This window comes from Pseudomonas sp. NPDC087029 (assembly GCF_044745345.1).
Lineage (GTDB): Bacteria > Pseudomonadota > Gammaproteobacteria > Pseudomonadales > Pseudomonadaceae > Aquipseudomonas > Aquipseudomonas faucium.
In genome coordinates, this window is record NZ_JBIVAB010000005.1 from 62743 (window position 1) to 82013 (window position 19271).

Consider the following 19271-nt stretch of genomic DNA (forward strand, 5'->3'; position numbering starts at 1 on the left):
TGGGCTTGGGGGCGGTCAATCGGCGTTCAGCCAATCGATGTTGCGGGCCAGGATGATCAGCCGCAGCGTGCTCTTGCGCGCCGCAGGGTAGCAAGTCAGGTAACCACCTACGGGATACAGGCCGTGAACCTGCAGTGGGTGGCCGTGGAGATTGGTCAGTTGAATATCGTGGCTGTCGCCCTCGGTTTCAGTCAGGTCGAAAGGCTCGCCGTTTTGTTCAAGGGTCACGTGCCACAAAGCGGGATCGAGCGCTTCGATCGGTTGGCTGTTCACCACGCCATAGGCATCGCAGAACACGCCTTCGCCCAGGTGCCTGCCACTGCGCACGTAGAGCCGGTAGCCCGCCTGGCTGTAGCGGAAGTAGAGCATCAAGGGGTCAGGTGTCGGGCCTTTGTCGAAGGTGACCAGGCCCATCTCCCGGCCATGTTGCCAGTCATCCTCGTTGCCATTGAGCAAGCCCAGTGTGCGTGTGCCGTCGAGGGTGAAGGCCGGGGCCTGGTACGGGCTTGCGAGTATCACAGGGCCGGTGGCCATGGCGTCGAAGACGTTGATCGGCGATCCGTCGTGTTGCAGGGTAGCGATGAACGAGCGGTCGATATCGGTGCTCATGGGCGTGCTCCAGGTTGAAGGAGCGCCAAGGCTAGGCGGCCCAGGCGGGGCAGCCCATGCGGAACGGCTTCCGCGCCCAGGTACGAAAAAGCCCGGCACTAGGCCGGGCTTTTTCACATCAGGCGATTGCCGATCAGTTGCCGTAAACCGGCAGCTTCTTGCAGATGGCCTTGACCTTTTCACGCACGGCGTCGATGACGGCGTCGTTGTTCAGGTCGGCGAGGATGTCGCAGATCCAGCCGGCCAGTTCCTTGCACTCGGCTTCCTTGAAACCACGGGTGGTGACGGCTGGGGTGCCGAAACGCAGGCCCGAGGTGACGAACGGCGAACGTGGGTCGTTCGGTACCGAGTTCTTGTTGACGGTGATGAAGGCCTTGCCCAGGGCGGCGTCGGCGTCTTTACCGGAGATTTCCTGCTTGATCAGCGACAGCAGGAACAGGTGGTTCTCGGTACCGCCGGAAACCACGTCGAAACCGCGCTCGATGAACACGCTGGCCATGGCCTGGGCGTTCTTCACCACTTGCTGCTGGTAAGCCTTGAACTCAGGCTGCAGGGCTTCCTTGAAGCAGATGGCCTTGGCGGCGATCACGTGCTCCAGCGGGCCGCCCTGGGCGCCTGGGAAGACAGCGGAGTTCAGCTTCTTCTCGATGTCGGCGTTGGCACGGGCCAGGATCAGGCCGCCACGCGGGCCGCGCAGGGTCTTGTGGGTGGTGGTGGTGACCACGTCGGCGAACGGCACCGGGTTCGGGTACACGCCAGCGGCAACCAGGCCGGCGACGTGGGCCATGTCGACGAACAGGTAGGCGCCTACCTTGTCGGCGATGGCGCGGAAGCGCGGGAAGTCCAGCACCTGCGAGTAGGCCGAGAAGCCGGCAACGATCATCTTCGGCTTGTGTTCCACAGCCAGACGCTCGACTTCGTCGTAGTCGATCAGGCCGTTGGCGTCGATGCCGTACTGGATGGCGTTGTACAGCTTGCCCGAGGAGCTGACGGAAGCGCCGTGGGTCAGGTGGCCACCGTGGGCCAGGCTCATGCCCAGGATGGTGTCACCGGCCGACAGCAGGGCCAGGTAGACGGCAGCGTTGGCCTGGGAGCCAGCGTGCGGCTGGACGTTGGCGTAGTCGGCGCCGAACAGCTCCTTGGCGCGGTCGATGGCCAGTTGCTCGACCACGTCGACGTACTCGCAACCACCGTAGTAGCGCTTGCCTGGGTAGCCTTCGGCGTACTTGTTGGTCAGCACCGAACCCTGGGCTTCCATGACGGCGGGGCTGGTGTAGTTTTCCGAAGCGATCAGCTCGATATGCTCTTCCTGGCGCAGAGCTTCTTGCTGCATGGCTTCGAAGAGCTCGGCGTCGTACTTGGCAATGGTCAAATCACGGCTGAACATAACGGTCCTCAAGGATCGGGCGGGATTGGGGGGGCATTCTAACCGATTGATTCGCGCCTGGCATATGAACTGGCGTCAAGTCGCGGACCAATGGGCTTCATGTTGCATCCCGCGCCGCGCCTGGGCTGGCGTGGGGGCGGGAGTTGACTCTGAGGTCCGGTTTTGGGGGGCTTTGCCCCCATCGCCGGCAAGCCGGCTCCCACAAGGACCGCGCCCGCCTCAAAGCCCCCTCTTGCTCCGCTGGAGCAGGCTCCCTCAATGGAACATGAACAGCGTCTCGTTGGAGAACTGCGCCTCGAACTGGTTGGCCGGCATCGGCCGGCCGAACAGGTAGCCCTGCACCTCGTCGCAGCCATGCTCGCGCAGGAACTCCAGCTGCTCGTGGGTTTCCACGCCCTCGGCGATCACCGCCAGGTTCAGGCTGTGGGCCATGGCGATGATCGCCCGGGCAATCTGCGCGTCCTGCTCGCCTTCGGGCAGGCCGTCGACGAAGGTGCGGTCGATCTTCAGCACGTCGATGGGGAACTGCTTGAGGTAGTTGAGCGATGAATAGCCGGTGCCGAAGTCATCGACCGCGATGCTCAGGCCCAGCACCTTCAGGCTGTCGAGTATCTGCATCGCCTCGTTCACATCGCGCATCAAGATGCTTTCGGTCAGCTCCAGCTCCAGGCACGCCGGCGGCAGCCCGGTTTCCTCGAGGATGGTGGCGATGCGGTTGCCCAGCTGGCCATCGGAGAACTGCCGCGCCGAGATGTTCACCGACACCTTCGGCACGCGCACCTTGGCCTTGTGCCAGGCCTTGAGCTGGCGGCTGGCCTCGCGCAGCACCCAGTCGCCGACGTCTACCACCAGGCCCAGCTCTTCGATCACCGGGATGAAGTCGCCCGGCGGCACCAGGCCGCGTGTCGGGTGGCGCCAGCGCAGCAGCGCCTCGGCACCGGTCAGGCGCTTGCCGTCGCCGCTGAACTGCGGCTGGTAGTAGAGGATGAACTCGTTCTGCTCCAGGGCATGGCGCAGGTCGCTTTCCAGCTCCAGGCGCTCCAGGGCGCTGGCGTTCATCTCGGCCTGGTAGAACTGGAAGTTGTTCTTGCCGCGCTCCTTGGCGTGGTACATGGCGGTGTCGGCGTTCTTCATCAGCTGGCTCAGCTCGCTGCCGTCCTGCGGGCTGAGGGCGATGCCGATGCTGGCGGTGACGAAGAACTCGCGGTTCTCCAGCACGAACGGCCGCACCAGGCTGCCGAGGATGTTCTCGGCCACGTGGATGGCGCGGTTCAGCGCCATCTCGCGGGTGGCGCGCGGCTGCAGCAGCAGGGTGAATTCGTCGCCGCCCATGCGCGCCACGGTGTCGTCGTCGTCGACGCAGGCCAGCAGGCGCAGGGCCATGTCCTTGAGCATGCGGTCGCCCGCAGCGTGGCCGAGGGAGTCGTTGATCGGCTTGAAGCGGTCGAGGTCGAGGAACATCAGCACCACCCACGCCTTCTGCCGCTCGGCCTGTTGCAGGGCGGTGTGCAGGCGGTCCTGGAACAGTGTGCGGTTGGGCAGGTGGGTGAGGGCGTCGTAGTAGGCCAGGCGGTGGATGCGCTGTTCGCTGGCCTTGCGCTCGCTGATGTCGGTGAAGAAGCACACGTAGCTGGCCAGGTCGCCTTCGTCATCCAGCACCGCGGTAATGCCGACCCACGCCGGGTAGCGCTCGCCGTCGCGGCGCTTGAGCCACACTTCGCCTTCCCAGCTGCCGCGCTGGTGCAGTTGCTTGACCACGTAGCGCAGGTGCCCTTCCTGCTGTTCGTCGACGGTGAGCATGCCGGGCAGTTGGTCGAGCACCTCGCTCACCGCATAGCCGCTGACCCGGCTGAACGCTTCGTTGGCCTGCACGATGTAGCCGGCCGGGTCGGTGATGAGGATGGCCGAGGTGGAGTGCTCGAAAACCGTGGCGGCCATGCGCAGGTCTTTTTCCGCGCGGCGCTGCTGGCTGATGTCGCGGCCCACGCCGAGCACGCCTTCGAAGCGCTCGTGGTCGTCCCAGATCAGCACCAGGCGCAGTTCGATGGGGATCTTGCGGCCATCGGCGCGCAGGCAGTCGAACAGGAACAGCTGGGTCGGCAGGCGCTGGCGCAGCTGCGCCAGCTCTTCGCTGTCGCCCATGGCCCGGCTGACCCGTTCCATCAGGCTGTAGATGCCGGTGAGCTGGGCGGGGTTGGCGATGATCGACTGCCAGCCGTTGTCGAAGATCCAGTCGGCCGGGTAGCCCAGCACGGCCTGCACCGAGGGGCTGACGTAGTTGAGCTGCAGCTTGCTGTCGGTGGAGAAGATCACGTCGCTGATGCTTTCGGCGAGCATGCGGTAGCGCTGTTCGCTGTCACGCAGCGACTGGCTGGCCTCGATCTGCACGGTGACGTCCTTGCCCACGCCGATGATGCGCGTGACCAGGCCGTCGCTGTCGCGGGTCAGCACTTGTTCGCGGATGTCGTAGCAGCGCCAGCCGCCGTCGCGGTGGCGGAAGCGCAGCTGGGTGTGCAGCGCCTGGCTGTGGCCTGTGTCGCGCTGCTGCTGGCGCATGGCCTGGTAGCTGGCGGCGTCTTCGGGGTGCAGCAGCAGCTCCCAGAAGCGCTCGCCCATCTGCGCCAGCTCGATGCGGTTGTAGCCCAGGGTTTCGCCGAGGTGGCGGTTGCTGAAGATCATCCGCTGGTTGAGCACGTCCTGGACGTACAGCTGGTCGGGCACGGTCCGCACCACGTCCGACCAGAAGCTTTCGCGCTCCAGCAGCGACAGCTCCACCTGCTTGCGGCTGGTGATGTCGCTGATGCTCAGGATCACCGCCTGGTAGTCGCGGCGCTGCTGCGGCAGGCGCGCCATCAGCCACAGGTGCAGTTCGCCGCCCAGCGGGGCTGGCAGGCGCACTTCCAGCTCCAGCGAGGGGCGCTGTTCGATCAGCGCGTCGATCAGCTGCATGCCCACGCTGTCGCGGCCATCGCCGCTGCCGTCGATCAGCCGCTGCCAGGCGCCTTCGTGGCAGTCGACGTTGAGCAGCTGGCGCGCCACCTGGTTGATTTCGGTGATCTTCAGCTCCTGCAGCAGCGTGCGGCGCAGGTTGCCGTCCAGGGCCAGGCTCTGCTTGAGCGCGGCGAGGTTGCGCAGGTGGTAGCGGTCGAGCTGGCCGGGCAGGCTGGACAGGTCGAGCACGCACAGGGCCACGCCTGTGCCTTCGAAGATTTCCTGGTAGCGCCGGCGGTCTTCCTGCAAGGCGCGTTGGCGGCGGCGCATGTTGATCAGCGCCAGTACCGGCAGCAGCGCGCAGAACAGCGCCAGCAGGCATTTGCCGAGCAGCGCCGGCAGCAGCTTCTGGCGCGCCAGGCCCGCGTCGAACAGGCCGCGCAGCTGCCAGGTGCTGTTGTCGATGAAGGCCAGCATCACGCTTTGTAGCGGCTCGTTGCTGGTGGCCACCGGGCCATGGCGCTGCAGCACCTCGCCGCTGCGGCTGTTTTCCAGCAGCCACAGTGGGTGGCTGGGGCCGTCCAGGTGCACGGTGAGGGCCTGGTAGTAGTCGCTGGACAGGCGCAGCAGCCAGTAGCCGCGGTCCTGTTCGCTGGTTTGGCGCAGCAGCAGGTAGATCGTGCGGTTGTCGGGCGAGTTGGAGAAGAAGAAGCCCTGGCCCTGGTTCAGCGTCAGCAGCTCGTCAATCAGTTGGCGGTCGGGGCTGCCGGCCAGGCTGTCGCCGCGCAGCTGCCCGCTGTGGTCGATCCAGGCCAGCTCGCGCAGGCTCGGCAGGCGTTCGCGCAGGGTCGCGACCAGGCTCGGCAGGGCCGCCGGTGTCGGCGCCTTGACGTAGGGCTGTACCACATTCAGCGCCTGCTGGGCCTTGAGCGCCATGTTCAGGGTCAGGTGGTCGGCAAGCTCGGCGCTGGCTTCCAGGTTCTGCTGGCGCTGGTCGTCCTGGGTATGGCTGAACTGGGCGAACAATTGCCACAGCAGCAACCCCAGCAACACCAGCGCGAGCAGGGCCAACGCACCCTTTACCGAACCGCGCAGGGACGCGACCGGAGCCGAGGTTGCAGGGCACAGCGACGACGGATGATTGAGATTGGTCAAGCGTTGGTCCTGCGATTGGGCTGGCGATGGCAGGTTTTGTTATGCACGGTGCATGCCGGTGCCTACAGGGGCCGGGACCGTGGTGGCGCACTATAAGGCCGGACACCCGAAACGGGCTAGCATGCCTGGCATTATGGCAAAGTGCCAGCCCAGTCATCGATTGCCGACGGTCGTGGTGCCGGCGGTGGGTTCGGCAAGACCCTGCTTCCTGTGCGAGAATGCCGGCCGCTTCAATGACAACGCTTCGGAGATGTTCGCTTTTGGTTACTCACTTTTCCACCAATGGCCTCGATTCCGCCTGTGGGCGCAGCAGTCAGACCCTTGTCAGCACTGCCGTGACCGAGGACGTATCGTGCAAGTCGTGCCAGCGCTCGCTGGTCAAGCCTGAAGCGGCAGCTGCCGCGAAAAACAAGACGCCGTCGCTGGCCGAACTGCGCAAGACCGCCAAGGCGGCTGCAGCACCGGCCGAGGTCGTGGCCGCGGCCAAACCTGCGGCCAAGGTCGCCAGCGTGCCCGCCGCCAAGCCGGCCAAGGCCGTTGAACAGCCTGCCCGCAGCGGCGGCTTCAGCGTCAAGGCCGCCTATGCCGCGCGCCTGGCCGAGCAGGGTGACCGTTGCCGGTTGCCGCGGGGCAAGGCCAAGCAGCGTCACGTCTGATTCATGTGAGGCTGTGCTGGCCTCATCGCCGGCAAGCCGGCTCCCACGGGTTCGCCAAGGGCCTTCTGTGGCAGCCGGCAGCCACAGGTTCGCCACAGGCCTTCTGTGGGAGCCGGCTTGCCGGCGAATGGGCCGCGAAGCGGCCCCAACCCGCCCCACCATCCGACCACCCTGTGAAACGCCGCAGGTTGGCGTAGAATGGTCGCCTTTGTTCAATCACACCCCGTAAACACATCGCCCGGGCCACTTGCCGGGGCGATCGTCGATGTCTTTATCTATCTATTTAGAGGGCTTGGTTTTGGCTCAATACGTCTACACCATGCATCGGCTGAGCAAGGTCGTGCCGCCGAAGCGGGAAATTCTCAAGAACATTTCCCTGTCGTTCTTCCCGGGCGCCAAGATCGGCGTACTCGGCCTGAACGGCGCGGGTAAGTCGACCCTGCTGCGGATCATGGCGGGCGTCGACAAGGAATTCGACGGCGAAGCCCGTCCGATGCCCGACATCAACGTTGGCTACCTGCCGCAGGAGCCGCAACTGGACCCGAACAAGTCCGTGCGCGAAGTGGTCGAGGAAGCGGTCAGCGTGATCAAGGACGCCCAGGCGCGCCTTGACGAGGTCTACGCCGCCTACGCCGAACCGGATGCCGACTTCGACAAGCTGGCCGCCGAGCAGGCCAAGCTCGAAGCCATCCTGCAGGCCGCCGACGGCCACAACCTGGAGCGCCAGCTGGACGTTGCCGCCGACGCCCTGCGCCTGCCGGCCTGGGATGCGCGCATCGAGCACCTGTCCGGTGGCGAGAAGCGCCGTGTGGCGCTGTGCCGCCTGCTGCTGTCGGCCCCCGACATGCTGCTGCTCGACGAACCGACCAACCACCTGGACGCCGACTCGGTGGCCTGGCTCGAGCGCTTCCTGCACGACTTCCCGGGCACCGTGGTAGCCATTACCCACGACCGTTACTTCCTCGACAACGTCGCCGGCTGGATCCTCGAGCTGGACCGCGGCGCCGGTATCCCGTATGAAGGCAACTACTCGGGCTGGCTGGAAGCCAAGTCGGACCGCCTGGCGCAGGAATCCAAGCAGCAGAGCGCCCACGAGAAGGCCATGAAAGAGGAACTGGAGTGGGTGCGCAAAGGCGCCAAGGCTCGCCAGTCCAAATCCAAGGCCCGTCTGCAGCGCTTCGAAGAAATGCAGTCGCAGGAATTCCAGAAGCGCAGCGAAACCAACGAGATCTACATCCCGGCCGGCCCGCGCCTGGGCGACAAGGTCATCGAGTTCAAGAACGTCAGCAAGGGCTACGGCGACCGCGTGCTGATCGACAACCTGTCGTTCGCCATGCCTAAGGGCGCCATCGTCGGCGTGATCGGTGGTAACGGCGCCGGTAAGTCGACCCTGTTCCGCATGCTGATGGGCAAGGAGCAACCGGACTCGGGCAGCATCGAGATCGGCGAAACCGTGCAGCTGGCCTGCGTGGACCAGAGCCGCGAGGACCTGGATGGCGCCAAGACCGTGTTCCAGCAGATTTCCGACGGCTCCGATATGATCCGCATCGGCAACTACGAGATCCCGTCGCGCACCTACGTCGGCCGCTTCAACTTCAAGGGCGGCGACCAGCAGAAGTTCGTCAAGGACCTCTCCGGTGGTGAGCGTGGCCGCCTGCACCTGGCCCTGACCTTGAAAGAGGGCGGCAACGTCCTGCTGCTCGACGAACCGTCCAACGACCTCGACGTCGAAACCCTGCGTTCGCTGGAAGAAGCCCTGCTGGACTTCCCGGGCGCCGCGATCGTGATTTCCCACGACCGTTGGTTCCTGGACCGTGTGGCCACCCACATCCTGGCCTACGAGGACGACTCGAACGTGGTGTTCTTCGAGGGCAACTACACCGAGTACGAAGCCGACCGCAAGAAGCGCCTGGGCGATGCTGCTGCCCAGCCGCACCGGGTACGGCACAAGAAGCTGGCCCAGTAAGCCGGTTTCTGCTGCACAAGGATGGGGCCCTTCGGGGCCCCATTTTTGTGCCTGGCATAAAAGGGCAGTGGCCCCTTCGCGGGGCAAGCCCGCTCCCCCAGAAAAACCGCAAGATTCTTGGCTTGTGCCCCCCTCCCTGTGGTAGCGGCTTGCCCCGCGAAGAGGCCAGACCTGCAAACATAAGGCCTGGTGTTTTGTATACATTTATATAAAACGCACCAAATATTTTCAAAAAAACGACATCGCGCCCTATTCCAGTGCGATTGCTTCTTGGTACATTGCGAAAAAAACCAATAAGTCCAATCCTCTTGGTGAGATGTCTACCATGATCGAATCCGTCGACCACTTCCTCGCGCGCCTGAAACAACGCGACCCGGCCCAGCCCGAATTCCACCAGGCCGTCGAAGAGGTGCTGCGCAGCCTCTGGCCCTTCCTCGAAGCCAACCCTCACTACCTGCAAGCCGGCATTCTCGAACGCATGGTCGAGCCTGAGCGCGCCGTGCTGTTCCGCGTATCGTGGGTCGATGACCAGGGCAAGGTGCAGGTCAACCGCGGCTACCGCATCCAGATGAGCAGCGCCATCGGCCCGTACAAGGGCGGCCTGCGCTTCCACCCGTCGGTGAACCTGGGCGTGCTGAAGTTCCTGGCCTTCGAGCAGGTCTTCAAGAACTCCCTCACCTCGCTGCCCATGGGCGGCGGCAAGGGCGGCTCGGACTTCGACCCCAAGGGCAAGAGCGACGCCGAAGTCATGCGCTTCTGCCAGGCGTTCATGAGCGAGCTGTACCGCCACATCGGCGCCGACCTCGACGTGCCGGCCGGTGACATCGGGGTGGGCGCGCGCGAAATCGGCTTCATGTTCGGCCAGTACAAGCGCCTGGCCAACCAGTTCACCTCGGTGCTCACGGGCAAGGGCATGACCTACGGCGGCAGCCTGATCCGCCCCGAGGCCACCGGCTACGGCTGCGTGTACTTCGCCGAAGAAATGCTCAAGCGCCAGAACCTGCGCATCGATGGCCGCCGCGTGGCGGTCTCGGGTTCGGGCAACGTGGCCCAGTACGCTGCGCGCAAGGTCATGGACCTGGGCGGCAAGGTCATCTCGCTGTCGGATTCCGAAGGCACCCTGTACGCCGAAGCGGGCCTGACCGACGAGCAGTGGGATGCGCTGATGGAGCTCAAGAACGTCAAGCGCGGCCGTATCAGCGAGCTGGCCGAGCGCTTCGGCCTTGAGTTCCGCAAGGGCCAGACCCCGTGGAGCCTGCCGTGCGACATCGCCCTGCCATGCGCCACGCAGAACGAGCTGGACAGCGAAGACGCCCGCACCCTGCTGCGCAACGGCTGCATCTGCGTGGCCGAAGGCGCCAACATGCCGACCACCCTGGAGGCTGTGGATATCTTCATCGACGCCGGCATCCTGTATGCCCCGGGCAAGGCCTCCAACGCCGGCGGCGTGGCCGTGTCGGGCCTGGAGATGTCGCAGAACGCCATGCGCCTGCTGTGGACCGCAGGTGAAGTGGACAGCAAGCTGCACAACATCATGCAGTCGATTCACCATGCCTGCGTGCATTACGGCGAAGAGGCCGATGGCAAGATCAACTACGTGAAGGGCGCCAACATCGCCGGCTTCGTCAAGGTCGCCGACGCCATGCTGGCCCAGGGCGTGGTTTAAGCATCAGGCGCGATGGCGACGACCTCGATCGATTGATCACCCGCAGGTCGTCGCCACACCACTTCATCGCCGGGGCCGGCGCCCAGCAGCGCCCGCCCCAGCGGTGAGCCCCAGTTGATCAGCCCGCGGCCGGCATCGGCCTCATCTTCTCCCACCAGCCGCACCTCATGCGCCTGGCCCTGTTCATCGACAAAGCTCACCCGGCTGCCGATCTGCACCTTGCTCAGCGAGGTAGCGGCGGGCACCACCTGCGCGCTTTGCACCCGGGCGCTGAAATAGCGCAGGTCGCGCTCGGTGTCGGCCAGGCGCTGCTTGTCTGCACCTTCACCCTGGCCCTGCAATTGGTTGCGCAGGGCATTGAGCTCGGCCACGCGCTGTTGCAGCTGGCGCAGGCCACTGGCGGTGAGGTAGTTGGGCTGGTCGCTGACACGCCGCTCCACCGGTTGGTCGGCCTGGGCGGCGGCCTGGTCTTCGTTGACGAATGCTCGGCTCATGGGTGGGCCTCCTTGTGCTGGAGACCATGGTGACAGGCTGCGGGTTTCAACGGATGTCCGTTTGCGACCTACTGGTGGCGGTAGGCACGTGCGGCGTCGCGGTCCTTTTCCTGCTGCCACTCGCGGTCGCGTTCGTCCCAGTAGCGGTCTCGGTACTGGCGTTCGTCCTCGCTGTTCTTCATGGCGTTGCACTGGCGAAAGCCATCGTCCCAGCCGGTTTCGTACTGGCGGTTGTGCAGGTAGCGCGGGACATCCTTGCGAAAGTCGCCGGCCATGACCCCGGCGGCCTCGCGGCCACTGCTGCAGCCATCCTGGAAGCCGTCGGCGTAGGAGGGGGGGTAACCTTGGCTGAGCATCTGCTCGTGGGTGGTTTCGCAACCTGACAGTAACAAGGCGATGCATACGCCGAACCAGTACCGCGACATGACCTTCCAGACCCTCTGAGTGATACGCGAAAGTCTAGGTGGGCATTTGTCGTGGAGCTGTCAAAACGGTGTCAAAAGCGTCGGTTGGTTCACATTGTTGCTTGTGCTGGCCCTATCGCCGGCAAGCCGGCTCCCACACAGGTCTCAGGGCTGTGAGATTCATTGTGGGAGCCGGCTTGCCGGCGATAGGGCCAGTACAGTCACCCTCAATAGTGATACCACTTGAGCTCCAGCATCACCTCGTTCTGCGCTGTGGCCAGATGGCTGAACTCCCGCGCAGCACTGAGCCTCAACCCCAGGTTCTGGCTGATCTCCCACTGCTGGTTCAAGCTCACGCTACGCCGCACCTCGCCATTGGTGAAGTAGTCGCCCTTGGCCTCCAGCGTCAGGTTGCCCAGCCCGTTGCGCCACAGCAGCCCGCCATTGAACCCCGCCGCCGGGGCGATGAACTGGGCGAAGTCGTTGTGGTGCTCGACCCGCACGGTGCCCAGGGCAAAGCCCAGCAAGCCATCGGCCAACTGCCAGGTGCCGCCGGCGCCACCGTTCACATGGCTCACCAGCACCTCGTCGTCATGCTTGCCCGGCACCCGCTCCAGGCCGCCGGCCACTTGCCACGACCAGGGCTTGAGCAGCTCGTTGCGTGGCGTCAGCGAGCGGATGGTGGCCAGGTCCAGGCGCTGCACCTGCCAGTCGTTGCCTTCGTACTGGCGCAGCTTGAGCTGGAGGATCTCGATCTGCGCGCCCAGCGGGAAGCCGTAGGCGTTGTCGTTGAGGTCGTGGTAGGCCATGCGCAGGCCGTACTCGGCGTAGGCGCGGTCTTCGCGGGTGCCGACGCCCAGTTGCCAGGTGCGCGAGTCGTGGCCGTCTTCCGGCAGGCCAGGGCGTTCGATCTGCAGCGGCGGCGGCGGGTTGCGGTTGATCGCCCGCAGCAGCTCGAAGCTGCGGGTGGCCTGGCCAGGGTCGCGCTCCTGGCCGTTGGCCCGGTAACGCTCCAGGCGGTACGCGGCATCCTGCACCAGCGCCTGGCGCTCGCGGGGCAGGGCGGTGAAGGCAGGGCTTTGCAGTTGCGCGGTGTCGGCGCTTACGGCCAGCACCTGGCGTTTTTCGTCAGCGTCCAGCGGCTCGGCGCGGGCCAGCAGTTCGCGTTCGCGCGAAGGGCGGTAGGTTTCGCTGGCCACCAGCCCCGACTGCTTGACGGCTTTCACCGTGTCGGTGGGGATGGCGGTGAGCGGAAACTGCGAGGTCAGGTCCAGGCTCGGCCGGGCCACCTGCAGCAGTTCCAGCAGCCGGTAGGAGCAGTTCTCGTCGAAGAAGAAATAGTCGAACTGGATCTGCTTGAGTTCCCACACGTGTTCGACCATGCGCCCGGTTTCTTCCGGCGTCAGGTCCAGCTGGTATTCCCACAGGTCGCGGTTTTCCAGGCTGCGGTATTCGGAGAGTTTTTCCTGGTAGGGCATCAGCGCGAACAGGCCGGGATAGCCGCCCATCAGGCCCTTCCAGGCATACAGGATGCTGTTGTCGCTGCCTTCGATGTAGGCGCCGAAGTTGATGGCATAGCTCAGCAGCGTGGTGTCGTCGCTGCGGGTGTTGGACTGGTCGATGCGCAGCAGGGTGTGGCCGAACATCGAGGAGGGGCTGTTCAGGTAGGCGGCCGGGAAGATCAACGCGGCGCTGTGCGGGTCGATCGACTTGTACCAGGTCTTGAATTCCTGGCAGTCCGGTTGCGGCAGGTCTTGCAGGCCAAGCTGCTCGCGCAGCCAGCGGGTGCGCGCGGGGAACACGCACTGGGCGTGCTTGTCGCCCAGCTCGGCCGGGGCGTACAGCGCCTGTACCGTGGCGCGCAGTTCCTGGTCCGGGTGGTGCGCGCCATCTTCGGCGAGGAAGTAGGCGTGATCGTCCACATAGCTGCGCCAGCCGCCGAGCTTGGCGGTTTCGTAGTGGCCCAGGGCGATCCAGTAGGGGGTGTTGGCCAGTTGTTGCACGCGGGCGTCGTCCAGCACCGGTGCAGCCTGGACGTGGGCGCAGACACACAGCGCCAGGTAAGCGAAGCGTTTGAGCATATCGGGCAACTACTTCTAAACGATGCCGAAAAGGCGAAACCCGCCCCGGGGTGGGGCGGGAGTAGCTGCGCTTAGGCCTCGGTAGCGTACTTGGCCAGGCGTGGGTCGCTCTTCAGAACGGCCAGGGTGTTGCTGTGCACAGTCTCGGCAGTCACGTCGGCGCTGCTGAAGATCTGGTTGAAGTGCTGATGGGCGACCGAAGCGAAGTAGCCGCGGTCTTCCGGTGCCACGCCGAGGACCACGGCATAGGTGGTCAGGGCTTCGCCCTGGCCCATGGCCATGTCTTCGGACAGCTCGTTCATCATGCCGTTCATGGCGAACCAGGACTTGCCGCCATAGGTCAGCGAGGCCTTGGTGGAGCAGCCGTTGGTGCCGGAGGTCATGCCGAAGGTGGCGTTGCCGGAGGTGCCGTTGGTGGTGGAAGCGAGGAAGTGAGCCGGAGTGCCGCGCTGGCCTTCGAACAGCATGTTGCCCCAGCCGCAATTCGGGCCACCTGGCGCTTCGGCCATGGCGTTGAGGGAGACCACGGTGAACAGAGTACCCAGAAGAATCCGTTTCATAGCATTTGTTCTCTATTTGTCTTAACCAAGGGTCAGGGTTTCTGGCAACTCGGTTGCCAAGTCGGGAAAGCGTTTCACCCACCCGCGCAGCTTGGAGTTTAGGCACGATCTAAAGGTTGCGTCATTCATTGCGAAAAATTTGCTTCTGAACTACGCCAGCGCGCCTGCGACATAAAGTCCGGCCGAGCCTTGCAAGGCGCGCGCGGGCGGCGCCAGAATGCTGCGTATCTGCCCCGCCGAAGTAAGGAAACCCAATGCCCGATCCTGTCGCTGCGCGCCTGCGTCTTGCGCCTGAAGCCCTGACCCGGCGTTTCTCCCCCGAGCAGTTTGCCTTTACCCATACCGACGATCTGGAGCCGTTTCGTGGTGTCCTGGGCCAGGAGCGTGCTGTCGAGGCCCTGCAGTTCGGCGTGGCCATGCCACGCCCTGGCTACAACGTGTACGTGATGGGCGAGCCCGGCACCGGCCGCTTCTCGTTCGTCAAGCGCTACCTCAAGGCCGAGGGCAAGCGCCAGCAGACCCCGGCCGACTGGGTCTACGTCAACCACTTCGACGACACCCGCGAGCCGCGGGCCCTGGAGTTGCCTTCGGGCAGCGCCGCGGAGTTCATCAGCGACATGGGCGGGCTGATCGACAACCTGCTGGCCACCTTCCCGGCGGTGTTCGAGCACCCGTCGTACCAGCAGAAGAAGGGCGCCATCGACCGCGCCTTCAACCAGCGTTACGACCGCGCCCTGGATGTGATCGAGCGCGCGTCGCTGGAAAAGGACGTGGCCCTGTACCGCGACGCCAGCAACGTCGCCTTCACCCCGATGGCCGACGGCAAGGCGCTGGACGAAGCCGAATTCGCCCAGCTGCCGGAAGCGGTGCGCGAGCAGTTCCATGAAGACATCGCCCTGCTCGAGGAGCGCCTGAACGAAGAACTGGCCAGCCTGCCGCAGTGGAAGCGCGAGTCGAACAACCAGCTGCGCCAGCTCAACGAAGAAACCATCACCCTGGCCCTGCAGCCGCTGCTGGCGCCGTTGTCGGAAAAGTACGCCGAGAACGCGGCCGTGTGTGCCTACCTGCAGTCGGTACAGTTGAACCTGCTGCGCACCGTGGTCGAGCAACTGGTCGACGACAGCAAGACCGACGCCGTGGCGCGCAAGCTGCTCGAAGAGCAGTACGCCCCGAGCCTGGTGGTGGGCCACTATGCCGACGGCGGTGCGCCGGTGGTATTCGAGCCGCACCCCACCTACGACAACCTGTTCGGCCGCATCGAATACAGCACCGACCAGGGCGCGCTGTACACCTCCTACCGCCAGCTGCGCCCGGGTGCGCTGCACCGCGCCAATGGCGGCTTCCTGATCCTTGAAGCGGAGAAGATGCTCGGCGAGCCGTTCGTCTGGGATGCGCTCAAGCGCGCCCTGCAGTCGCGCAAGCTGAAGATGGAGTCGCCGCTGGGCGAGCTGGGCCGGGTCGCCACGGTCAGCCTGACGCCGCAGATGATCCCGCTCAACGTCAAGCTGGTGATCATCGGCTCGCGCCAGCTGTACTACGCGCTGCAGGACCACGACTCGGACTTCCAGGAGATGTTCCGGGTGCTGGTGGACTTCGACGAAGACATGCCCATGGTCGACGAGAACCTGGAGCAGTTCGCCCAGTTGCTGCGTACCCGCACCAACGAGGAGGGCATGGCGCCGCTGACCAGCGATGCGGTGGCGCGCCTGGCCACCTACAGTGCGCGCCTGGCAGAAAACCAGTCGCGCCTGTCGGCGCGCATCGGCGACCTGTTCCAGCTGGTCAGCGAGGCCGATTTCATTCGCCACCTGGCCAGCGACGAGATGACCGACGCCGGCCACATCGAGCGCGCGCTCAAGGCCAAGGCCACGCGCACCGGCCGCGTTTCGCAGCGGGTGCTCGACGACATGCTCGCCGGCATCATCCTGATCGACAGCGAAGGCGCGGCGATCGGCAAGTGCAATGGCCTTACCGTGCTGGAAGTAGGCGACTCGGCGTTCGGCATGCCGGCGCGGATTTCCGCCACCGTCTACCCGGGCGGCAGCGGCATCGTCGACATCGAGCGCGAGGTCAACCTGGGCCAGCCGATCCACTCCAAGGGGGTGATGATCCTCACCGGTTACCTGGGCAGCCGCTATGCCCAGGAATTCCCCCTGGCGATTTCCGCCAGCATCGCCCTGGAGCAGTCCTACGGCTACGTGGACGGCGACAGCGCATCCCTGGGTGAGGCCTGCACGCTGATCTCGGCGCTGTCGCGCACGCCGCTCAAGCAGTGCTTCGCCATCACCGGCTCGATCAACCAGTTCGGTGAAGTGCAGGCGGTGGGTGGGGTCAACGAGAAGATCGAGGGCTTCTTCCGCCTCTGCGAGGCCCGTGGCCTGACGGGCGAGCAGGGGGTGATCATCCCGCGCGCCAACGTCGCCACCCTGATGCTCGATGAGCGCGTGTTGCAGGCGGTGGAGAATGGCCAGTTCCATGTCTACGCGGTCAGCCAGGCCGACGAGGCACTGAGCCTGCTGGTGGGCGAGGACGCCGGCGAGCTGGACGACAAGGGCCAGTTCACCGAAGGCAGCGTCAACGCCCGGGTGGTCGAGCGCTTGCGCGAGATCGCCGAGATGATCAGCGAGGAAGAGATCGAGAAGGCGGAAAAGGAACGCCTGGAAGAGGTGATTGCCCAGGCGAAACCTGCCTGAGTCAATAAATCGGCGCTGGCGGCCATGTGCTACCGTTCAGCGCCGGTTTTCCATCTTTCTGTGCCGTTCTTCTATGCTGGAACTTAAGGACGGCATCAGCGTTCAGGATGGAAACAGCCTGGGGGTTTCAGGCTGAACAGGGCTCATTGGAGGGGACGCGGCCATGCGCAACCTCAGCCTTACTCGCCAGTGCCTGGGCCTGGTGACTCGCATCGAATGCAGCATCCGCCCGCTGGCCGGGGACAACGGCATGTGGACCTTGCTGTTCGCCGCCGGCATGTCTGGCGAGCAACCCTCGGCAATCAAGGCGCAGGGGCCTTTCCATGGGCCGCTGGTGGCCGAGTCGGTGCTCAATGCCATCGTCGACAGCCTGACCCTGCATGGGTACCAGGTGACCGAGGGGCCGCAGATCTGGACCTTGCACCTGCAGGCCCAGCTACGGCGCATCAATGGCGAGCGCTGTCGCAACCTTGGGGATTACCAGTTCCATCCTGAATCCTGAGTGGCTGGGGTGTGGGCTTTTGCTGTCACAGGTGGCTGGCTATACTCGCGCTCGCTTTTCCAGTCACCTGACGAGTCCCAAACCCTCCATGGAACGTATTCTCGAAAACGCGATGTATGCCTCGCGCTGGCTGCTCGCCCCCATCTACTTCGGTTTGTCCCTCGGCCTGCTGGCCCTGGCGCTGAAATTCTTCCAGGAAGTGATCCACGTCCTGCCCAACGTCTTTGCCCTGAGCGAAGCCGACCTGATCCTGGTGATCCTGTCGCTGATCGACATGTCGCTGGTGGGCGGCCTGCTGGTGATGGTGATGATCTCCGGCTACGAGAACTTCGTGTCGCAGCTGGACATCGACGAAAGCAAGGAGAAGCTCAACTGGCTGGGCAAGATGGACTCCTCGTCGCTGAAGATGAAGGTGGCCGCCTCGATCGTGGCGATTTCGTCCATTCACCTGCTGCGGGTGTTCATGGATGCGCAGAACATCTCCACCGATTACCTGATGTGGTACGTGATCATCCACATGACCTTCGTGGTCTCGGCCTTCTGCATGGGCTACCTGGACAAGCTCACCAAGCACTGAGCCCCATGGCTCCCACAGAGATACCCCCCAAACCTGTGTGGGAGCCGGCTTGCCGGCGATGGGGCCAGCGCGGTCCAACTGACGAGCGGCGTCAGTTATGCCTTGTGTATTCCCCGCCCCCGTACAAAAAATGAGCACTCATGCGTGGTTCCCACCAGCGAGGTGCTCCCATGAACCTGCATCAGCTCAATACCGAGGCCAGGGCCGGCCATGTCGACGAAGTCAACCTGATTGCCATCGAAGGCGGCGACTACCTGATCGAGGCCCGGGTCAAGGGCCATGCCCACCCCCTGGCCGATACCCGCGGCAAGCGCCTGCGGGTGCGTTCGGTGGAGGATGCGCGCAAGGTGCTGCAGACCATCCCCATGGTCTCCATGAACCTGGTGCACTGGTCCGTGCAGGATGAAATGTGCGGCATGGGCAGCCACCCGGAAGAAGACCTCAAGGTGCCGATTTCCCAGCGTTCTGCCTGGTAGCTGCTCGCAGCGGCCCAGTGTGCTAGGCTGCTCGCCCTTTTCATCAAGGGCGCGGCTGCACTGCGCCCTGCAGTGGAGCACGACCATGTCCGAACTCAACCTGTCCACCGACGAAACGCGCGTCAGCTACGGCATCGGCCGTCAGTTGGGCGGCCAACTGCGCGACAACCCGCCACCGGGCGTCAGCCTGGACGCCATCCTGGCTGGCCTGACCGACGCCTTCAACGGCGCCGACAGCCGCGTCAGCGAAGCCGACCTGTCGGCCAGCTTCAAAGTCATCCGTGAACTGATGCAAGCCGAAGCTGCCGCCAAGGCCGAAGCCGCCGCTGCTGCCGGCAAGGAATTTTTGGTCGAGAACGCCAAGCGCGATGGCATCACCACCCTGGCTTCGGGCCTGCAGTTCGAAGTGCTGACCGCCGGTGAAGGCGCCAAGCCGACCCGCGAGAGCAACGTTCGCACCCACTACCACGGCACCCTGATCGACGGCACCGTGTTCGACAGCTCCTACGATCGTGGCCAGCCTGCCGAATTCCCGGTTGGCGGCGTGATCGCTGGCTGGACCGAAGCCCTGCAGCTGATGAACGCTGGCAGCAAATGGCGCCTGTACGTGCCGAGCGAGCTGGCCTATGGCGCCCAAGGCGTTGGCAGCATCCCGCCGCACAGCGTGCTGGTGTTCGACGTCGAGCTGCTCGACGTTCTGTAATGCCCCTGGGGCCGCGTTGCGGCCCCTTCGCGGGGCAAGCCCGCTCCCACAGGTAGTTGATGTGCCTGTGGGAGCCGGCTTGCCGGCGATGAGGCCGGCCCTGCCGGCCTCAATTCCAGTCCGTCCCCCCAGGGCGCAACGCTCGTGCATAGCAGAACAGAAACAGGTTTCGCACCAGCTCCTTGAGCACCACCGGCTCGCTCGAGTTCAGCCCGTCGAGGTCCAGGTCACCCTGGTCGCGCAATTCATCCAGCGCTTCTTCTTCGAGCACGGCGCACACCTCACCGGTTTCCCGGTGAAGAATGCGCAGGTAGGGGTGGGGGCGGTCCAGCCAGGCGTCTATCAGATAAGTCATGGCTATTCTCCTTGGATAGCGGTTCCAATGAGAATAATTCTTATTATCAGAATAGC

General features: G+C 64.7%; 16 protein-coding genes. 8 read left to right on the forward strand and 8 right to left on the reverse strand.

The features are described 5' to 3' along the window. Window positions 1-15: 15 nt before the first annotated feature. The 3 genes from ACIPG5_RS10915 to ACIPG5_RS10925 form a co-directional block, all read right to left on the reverse strand. The gene (locus ACIPG5_RS10915) at window positions 16-609 is read right to left on the reverse strand and encodes a hypothetical protein (protein WP_401374905.1); all 594 of its coding nucleotides are present in this window, start codon (window positions 607-609) and stop codon (window positions 16-18) included. Between the two features lie 133 nt (window positions 610-742). Beyond that, a complete protein-coding gene (glyA, locus tag ACIPG5_RS10920; protein ID WP_176513900.1) occupies window positions 743-1996 on the reverse strand; it encodes a serine hydroxymethyltransferase in 1254 nt (417 codons plus the stop codon). A 255-nt stretch (window positions 1997-2251) separates the two neighbouring features. Next, window positions 2252-6082 (reverse strand): EAL domain-containing protein, encoded by a 3831-nt coding sequence (locus ACIPG5_RS10925; protein WP_176513902.1) that lies wholly within the window; start codon window positions 6080-6082, stop codon window positions 2252-2254. Between the two features lie 260 nt (window positions 6083-6342). Here ACIPG5_RS10925 and ACIPG5_RS10930 point away from each other — a divergent pair, with 260 nt between their 5' ends. From ACIPG5_RS10930 to gdhA, 3 genes are all read left to right on the forward strand, one after another. Further along, window positions 6343-6738, forward strand: coding sequence for a hypothetical protein (locus ACIPG5_RS10930; protein WP_401374909.1), 396 nt, complete (start codon window positions 6343-6345; stop codon window positions 6736-6738). A 298-nt stretch (window positions 6739-7036) separates the two neighbouring features. Next, window positions 7037-8704 (forward strand): energy-dependent translational throttle protein EttA, encoded by a 1668-nt coding sequence (gene ettA / locus ACIPG5_RS10935; protein WP_236236449.1) that lies wholly within the window; start codon window positions 7037-7039, stop codon window positions 8702-8704. 325 nt (window positions 8705-9029) lie between these two features. Next, window positions 9030-10370, forward strand: a complete 1341-nt coding sequence (gdhA, locus tag ACIPG5_RS10940; protein WP_176512209.1) for an NADP-specific glutamate dehydrogenase — start codon at window positions 9030-9032, stop codon at window positions 10368-10370. Here the strand turns inward: gdhA and ACIPG5_RS10945 are convergent. The 4 genes from ACIPG5_RS10945 to ACIPG5_RS10960 all read right to left on the reverse strand — a co-directional run bounded on the left by ACIPG5_RS10945 (window position 10367) and on the right by ACIPG5_RS10960 (window position 13909). Further along, window positions 10367-10864, reverse strand: a complete 498-nt coding sequence (locus ACIPG5_RS10945) for a GreA/GreB family elongation factor (RefSeq protein ID WP_401374913.1) — start codon at window positions 10862-10864, stop codon at window positions 10367-10369. The genes gdhA and ACIPG5_RS10945 overlap by 4 nt on opposite strands. A gap of 68 nt (window positions 10865-10932) precedes the next feature. Beyond that, the gene (locus ACIPG5_RS10950) at window positions 10933-11289 is read right to left on the reverse strand and encodes a hypothetical protein (RefSeq protein ID WP_401374916.1); all 357 of its coding nucleotides are present in this window, start codon (window positions 11287-11289) and stop codon (window positions 10933-10935) included. Window positions 11290-11495: 206 nt separating this feature from the next. Further along, window positions 11496-13349 carry a DUF4105 domain-containing protein gene (locus tag ACIPG5_RS10955; RefSeq protein ID WP_401374919.1) on the reverse strand — a complete coding sequence of 618 codons (1854 nt, stop codon included), beginning with the start codon at window positions 13347-13349 and terminating at the stop codon, window positions 11496-11498. A gap of 71 nt (window positions 13350-13420) precedes the next feature. Further along, entirely contained in the window at window positions 13421-13909 is a 489-nt protein-coding gene (locus ACIPG5_RS10960; RefSeq protein ID WP_176512205.1) for a DUF3015 domain-containing protein, read from the reverse strand. Between the two features lie 254 nt (window positions 13910-14163). On the opposite strand from ACIPG5_RS10960, the gene ACIPG5_RS10965 reads away from it, so the two are divergent. The 5 genes from ACIPG5_RS10965 (at window position 14164) to ACIPG5_RS10985 (ending at window position 18860) form a co-directional block, all read left to right on the forward strand. After that, window positions 14164-16602, forward strand: a complete 2439-nt coding sequence (locus ACIPG5_RS10965; protein WP_176512204.1) for a Lon protease family protein — start codon at window positions 14164-14166, stop codon at window positions 16600-16602. Window positions 16603-16765: 163 nt separating this feature from the next. After that, a complete protein-coding gene (locus tag ACIPG5_RS10970; protein ID WP_008092007.1) occupies window positions 16766-17104 on the forward strand; it encodes a hypothetical protein in 339 nt (112 codons plus the stop codon). Window positions 17105-17192: 88 nt separating this feature from the next. Then, window positions 17193-17681 (forward strand): TIGR00645 family protein, encoded by a 489-nt coding sequence (locus ACIPG5_RS10975; RefSeq protein WP_170028202.1) that lies wholly within the window; start codon window positions 17193-17195, stop codon window positions 17679-17681. A 170-nt stretch (window positions 17682-17851) separates the two neighbouring features. Beyond that, the gene (locus ACIPG5_RS10980; protein ID WP_176512203.1) at window positions 17852-18157 is read left to right on the forward strand and encodes a DUF6482 family protein; all 306 of its coding nucleotides are present in this window, start codon (window positions 17852-17854) and stop codon (window positions 18155-18157) included. An 85-nt stretch (window positions 18158-18242) separates the two neighbouring features. After that, window positions 18243-18860 carry an FKBP-type peptidyl-prolyl cis-trans isomerase gene (locus ACIPG5_RS10985; RefSeq protein WP_176512202.1) on the forward strand — a complete coding sequence of 206 codons (618 nt, stop codon included), beginning with the start codon at window positions 18243-18245 and terminating at the stop codon, window positions 18858-18860. 109 nt (window positions 18861-18969) lie between these two features. On the opposite strand, the gene ACIPG5_RS10990 is transcribed toward ACIPG5_RS10985, so the two are convergent. Continuing rightward, a complete protein-coding gene (locus ACIPG5_RS10990) occupies window positions 18970-19215 on the reverse strand; it encodes a hypothetical protein (protein ID WP_176512201.1) in 246 nt (81 codons plus the stop codon). Between the last annotated feature and the right edge of the window lie 56 nt (window positions 19216-19271).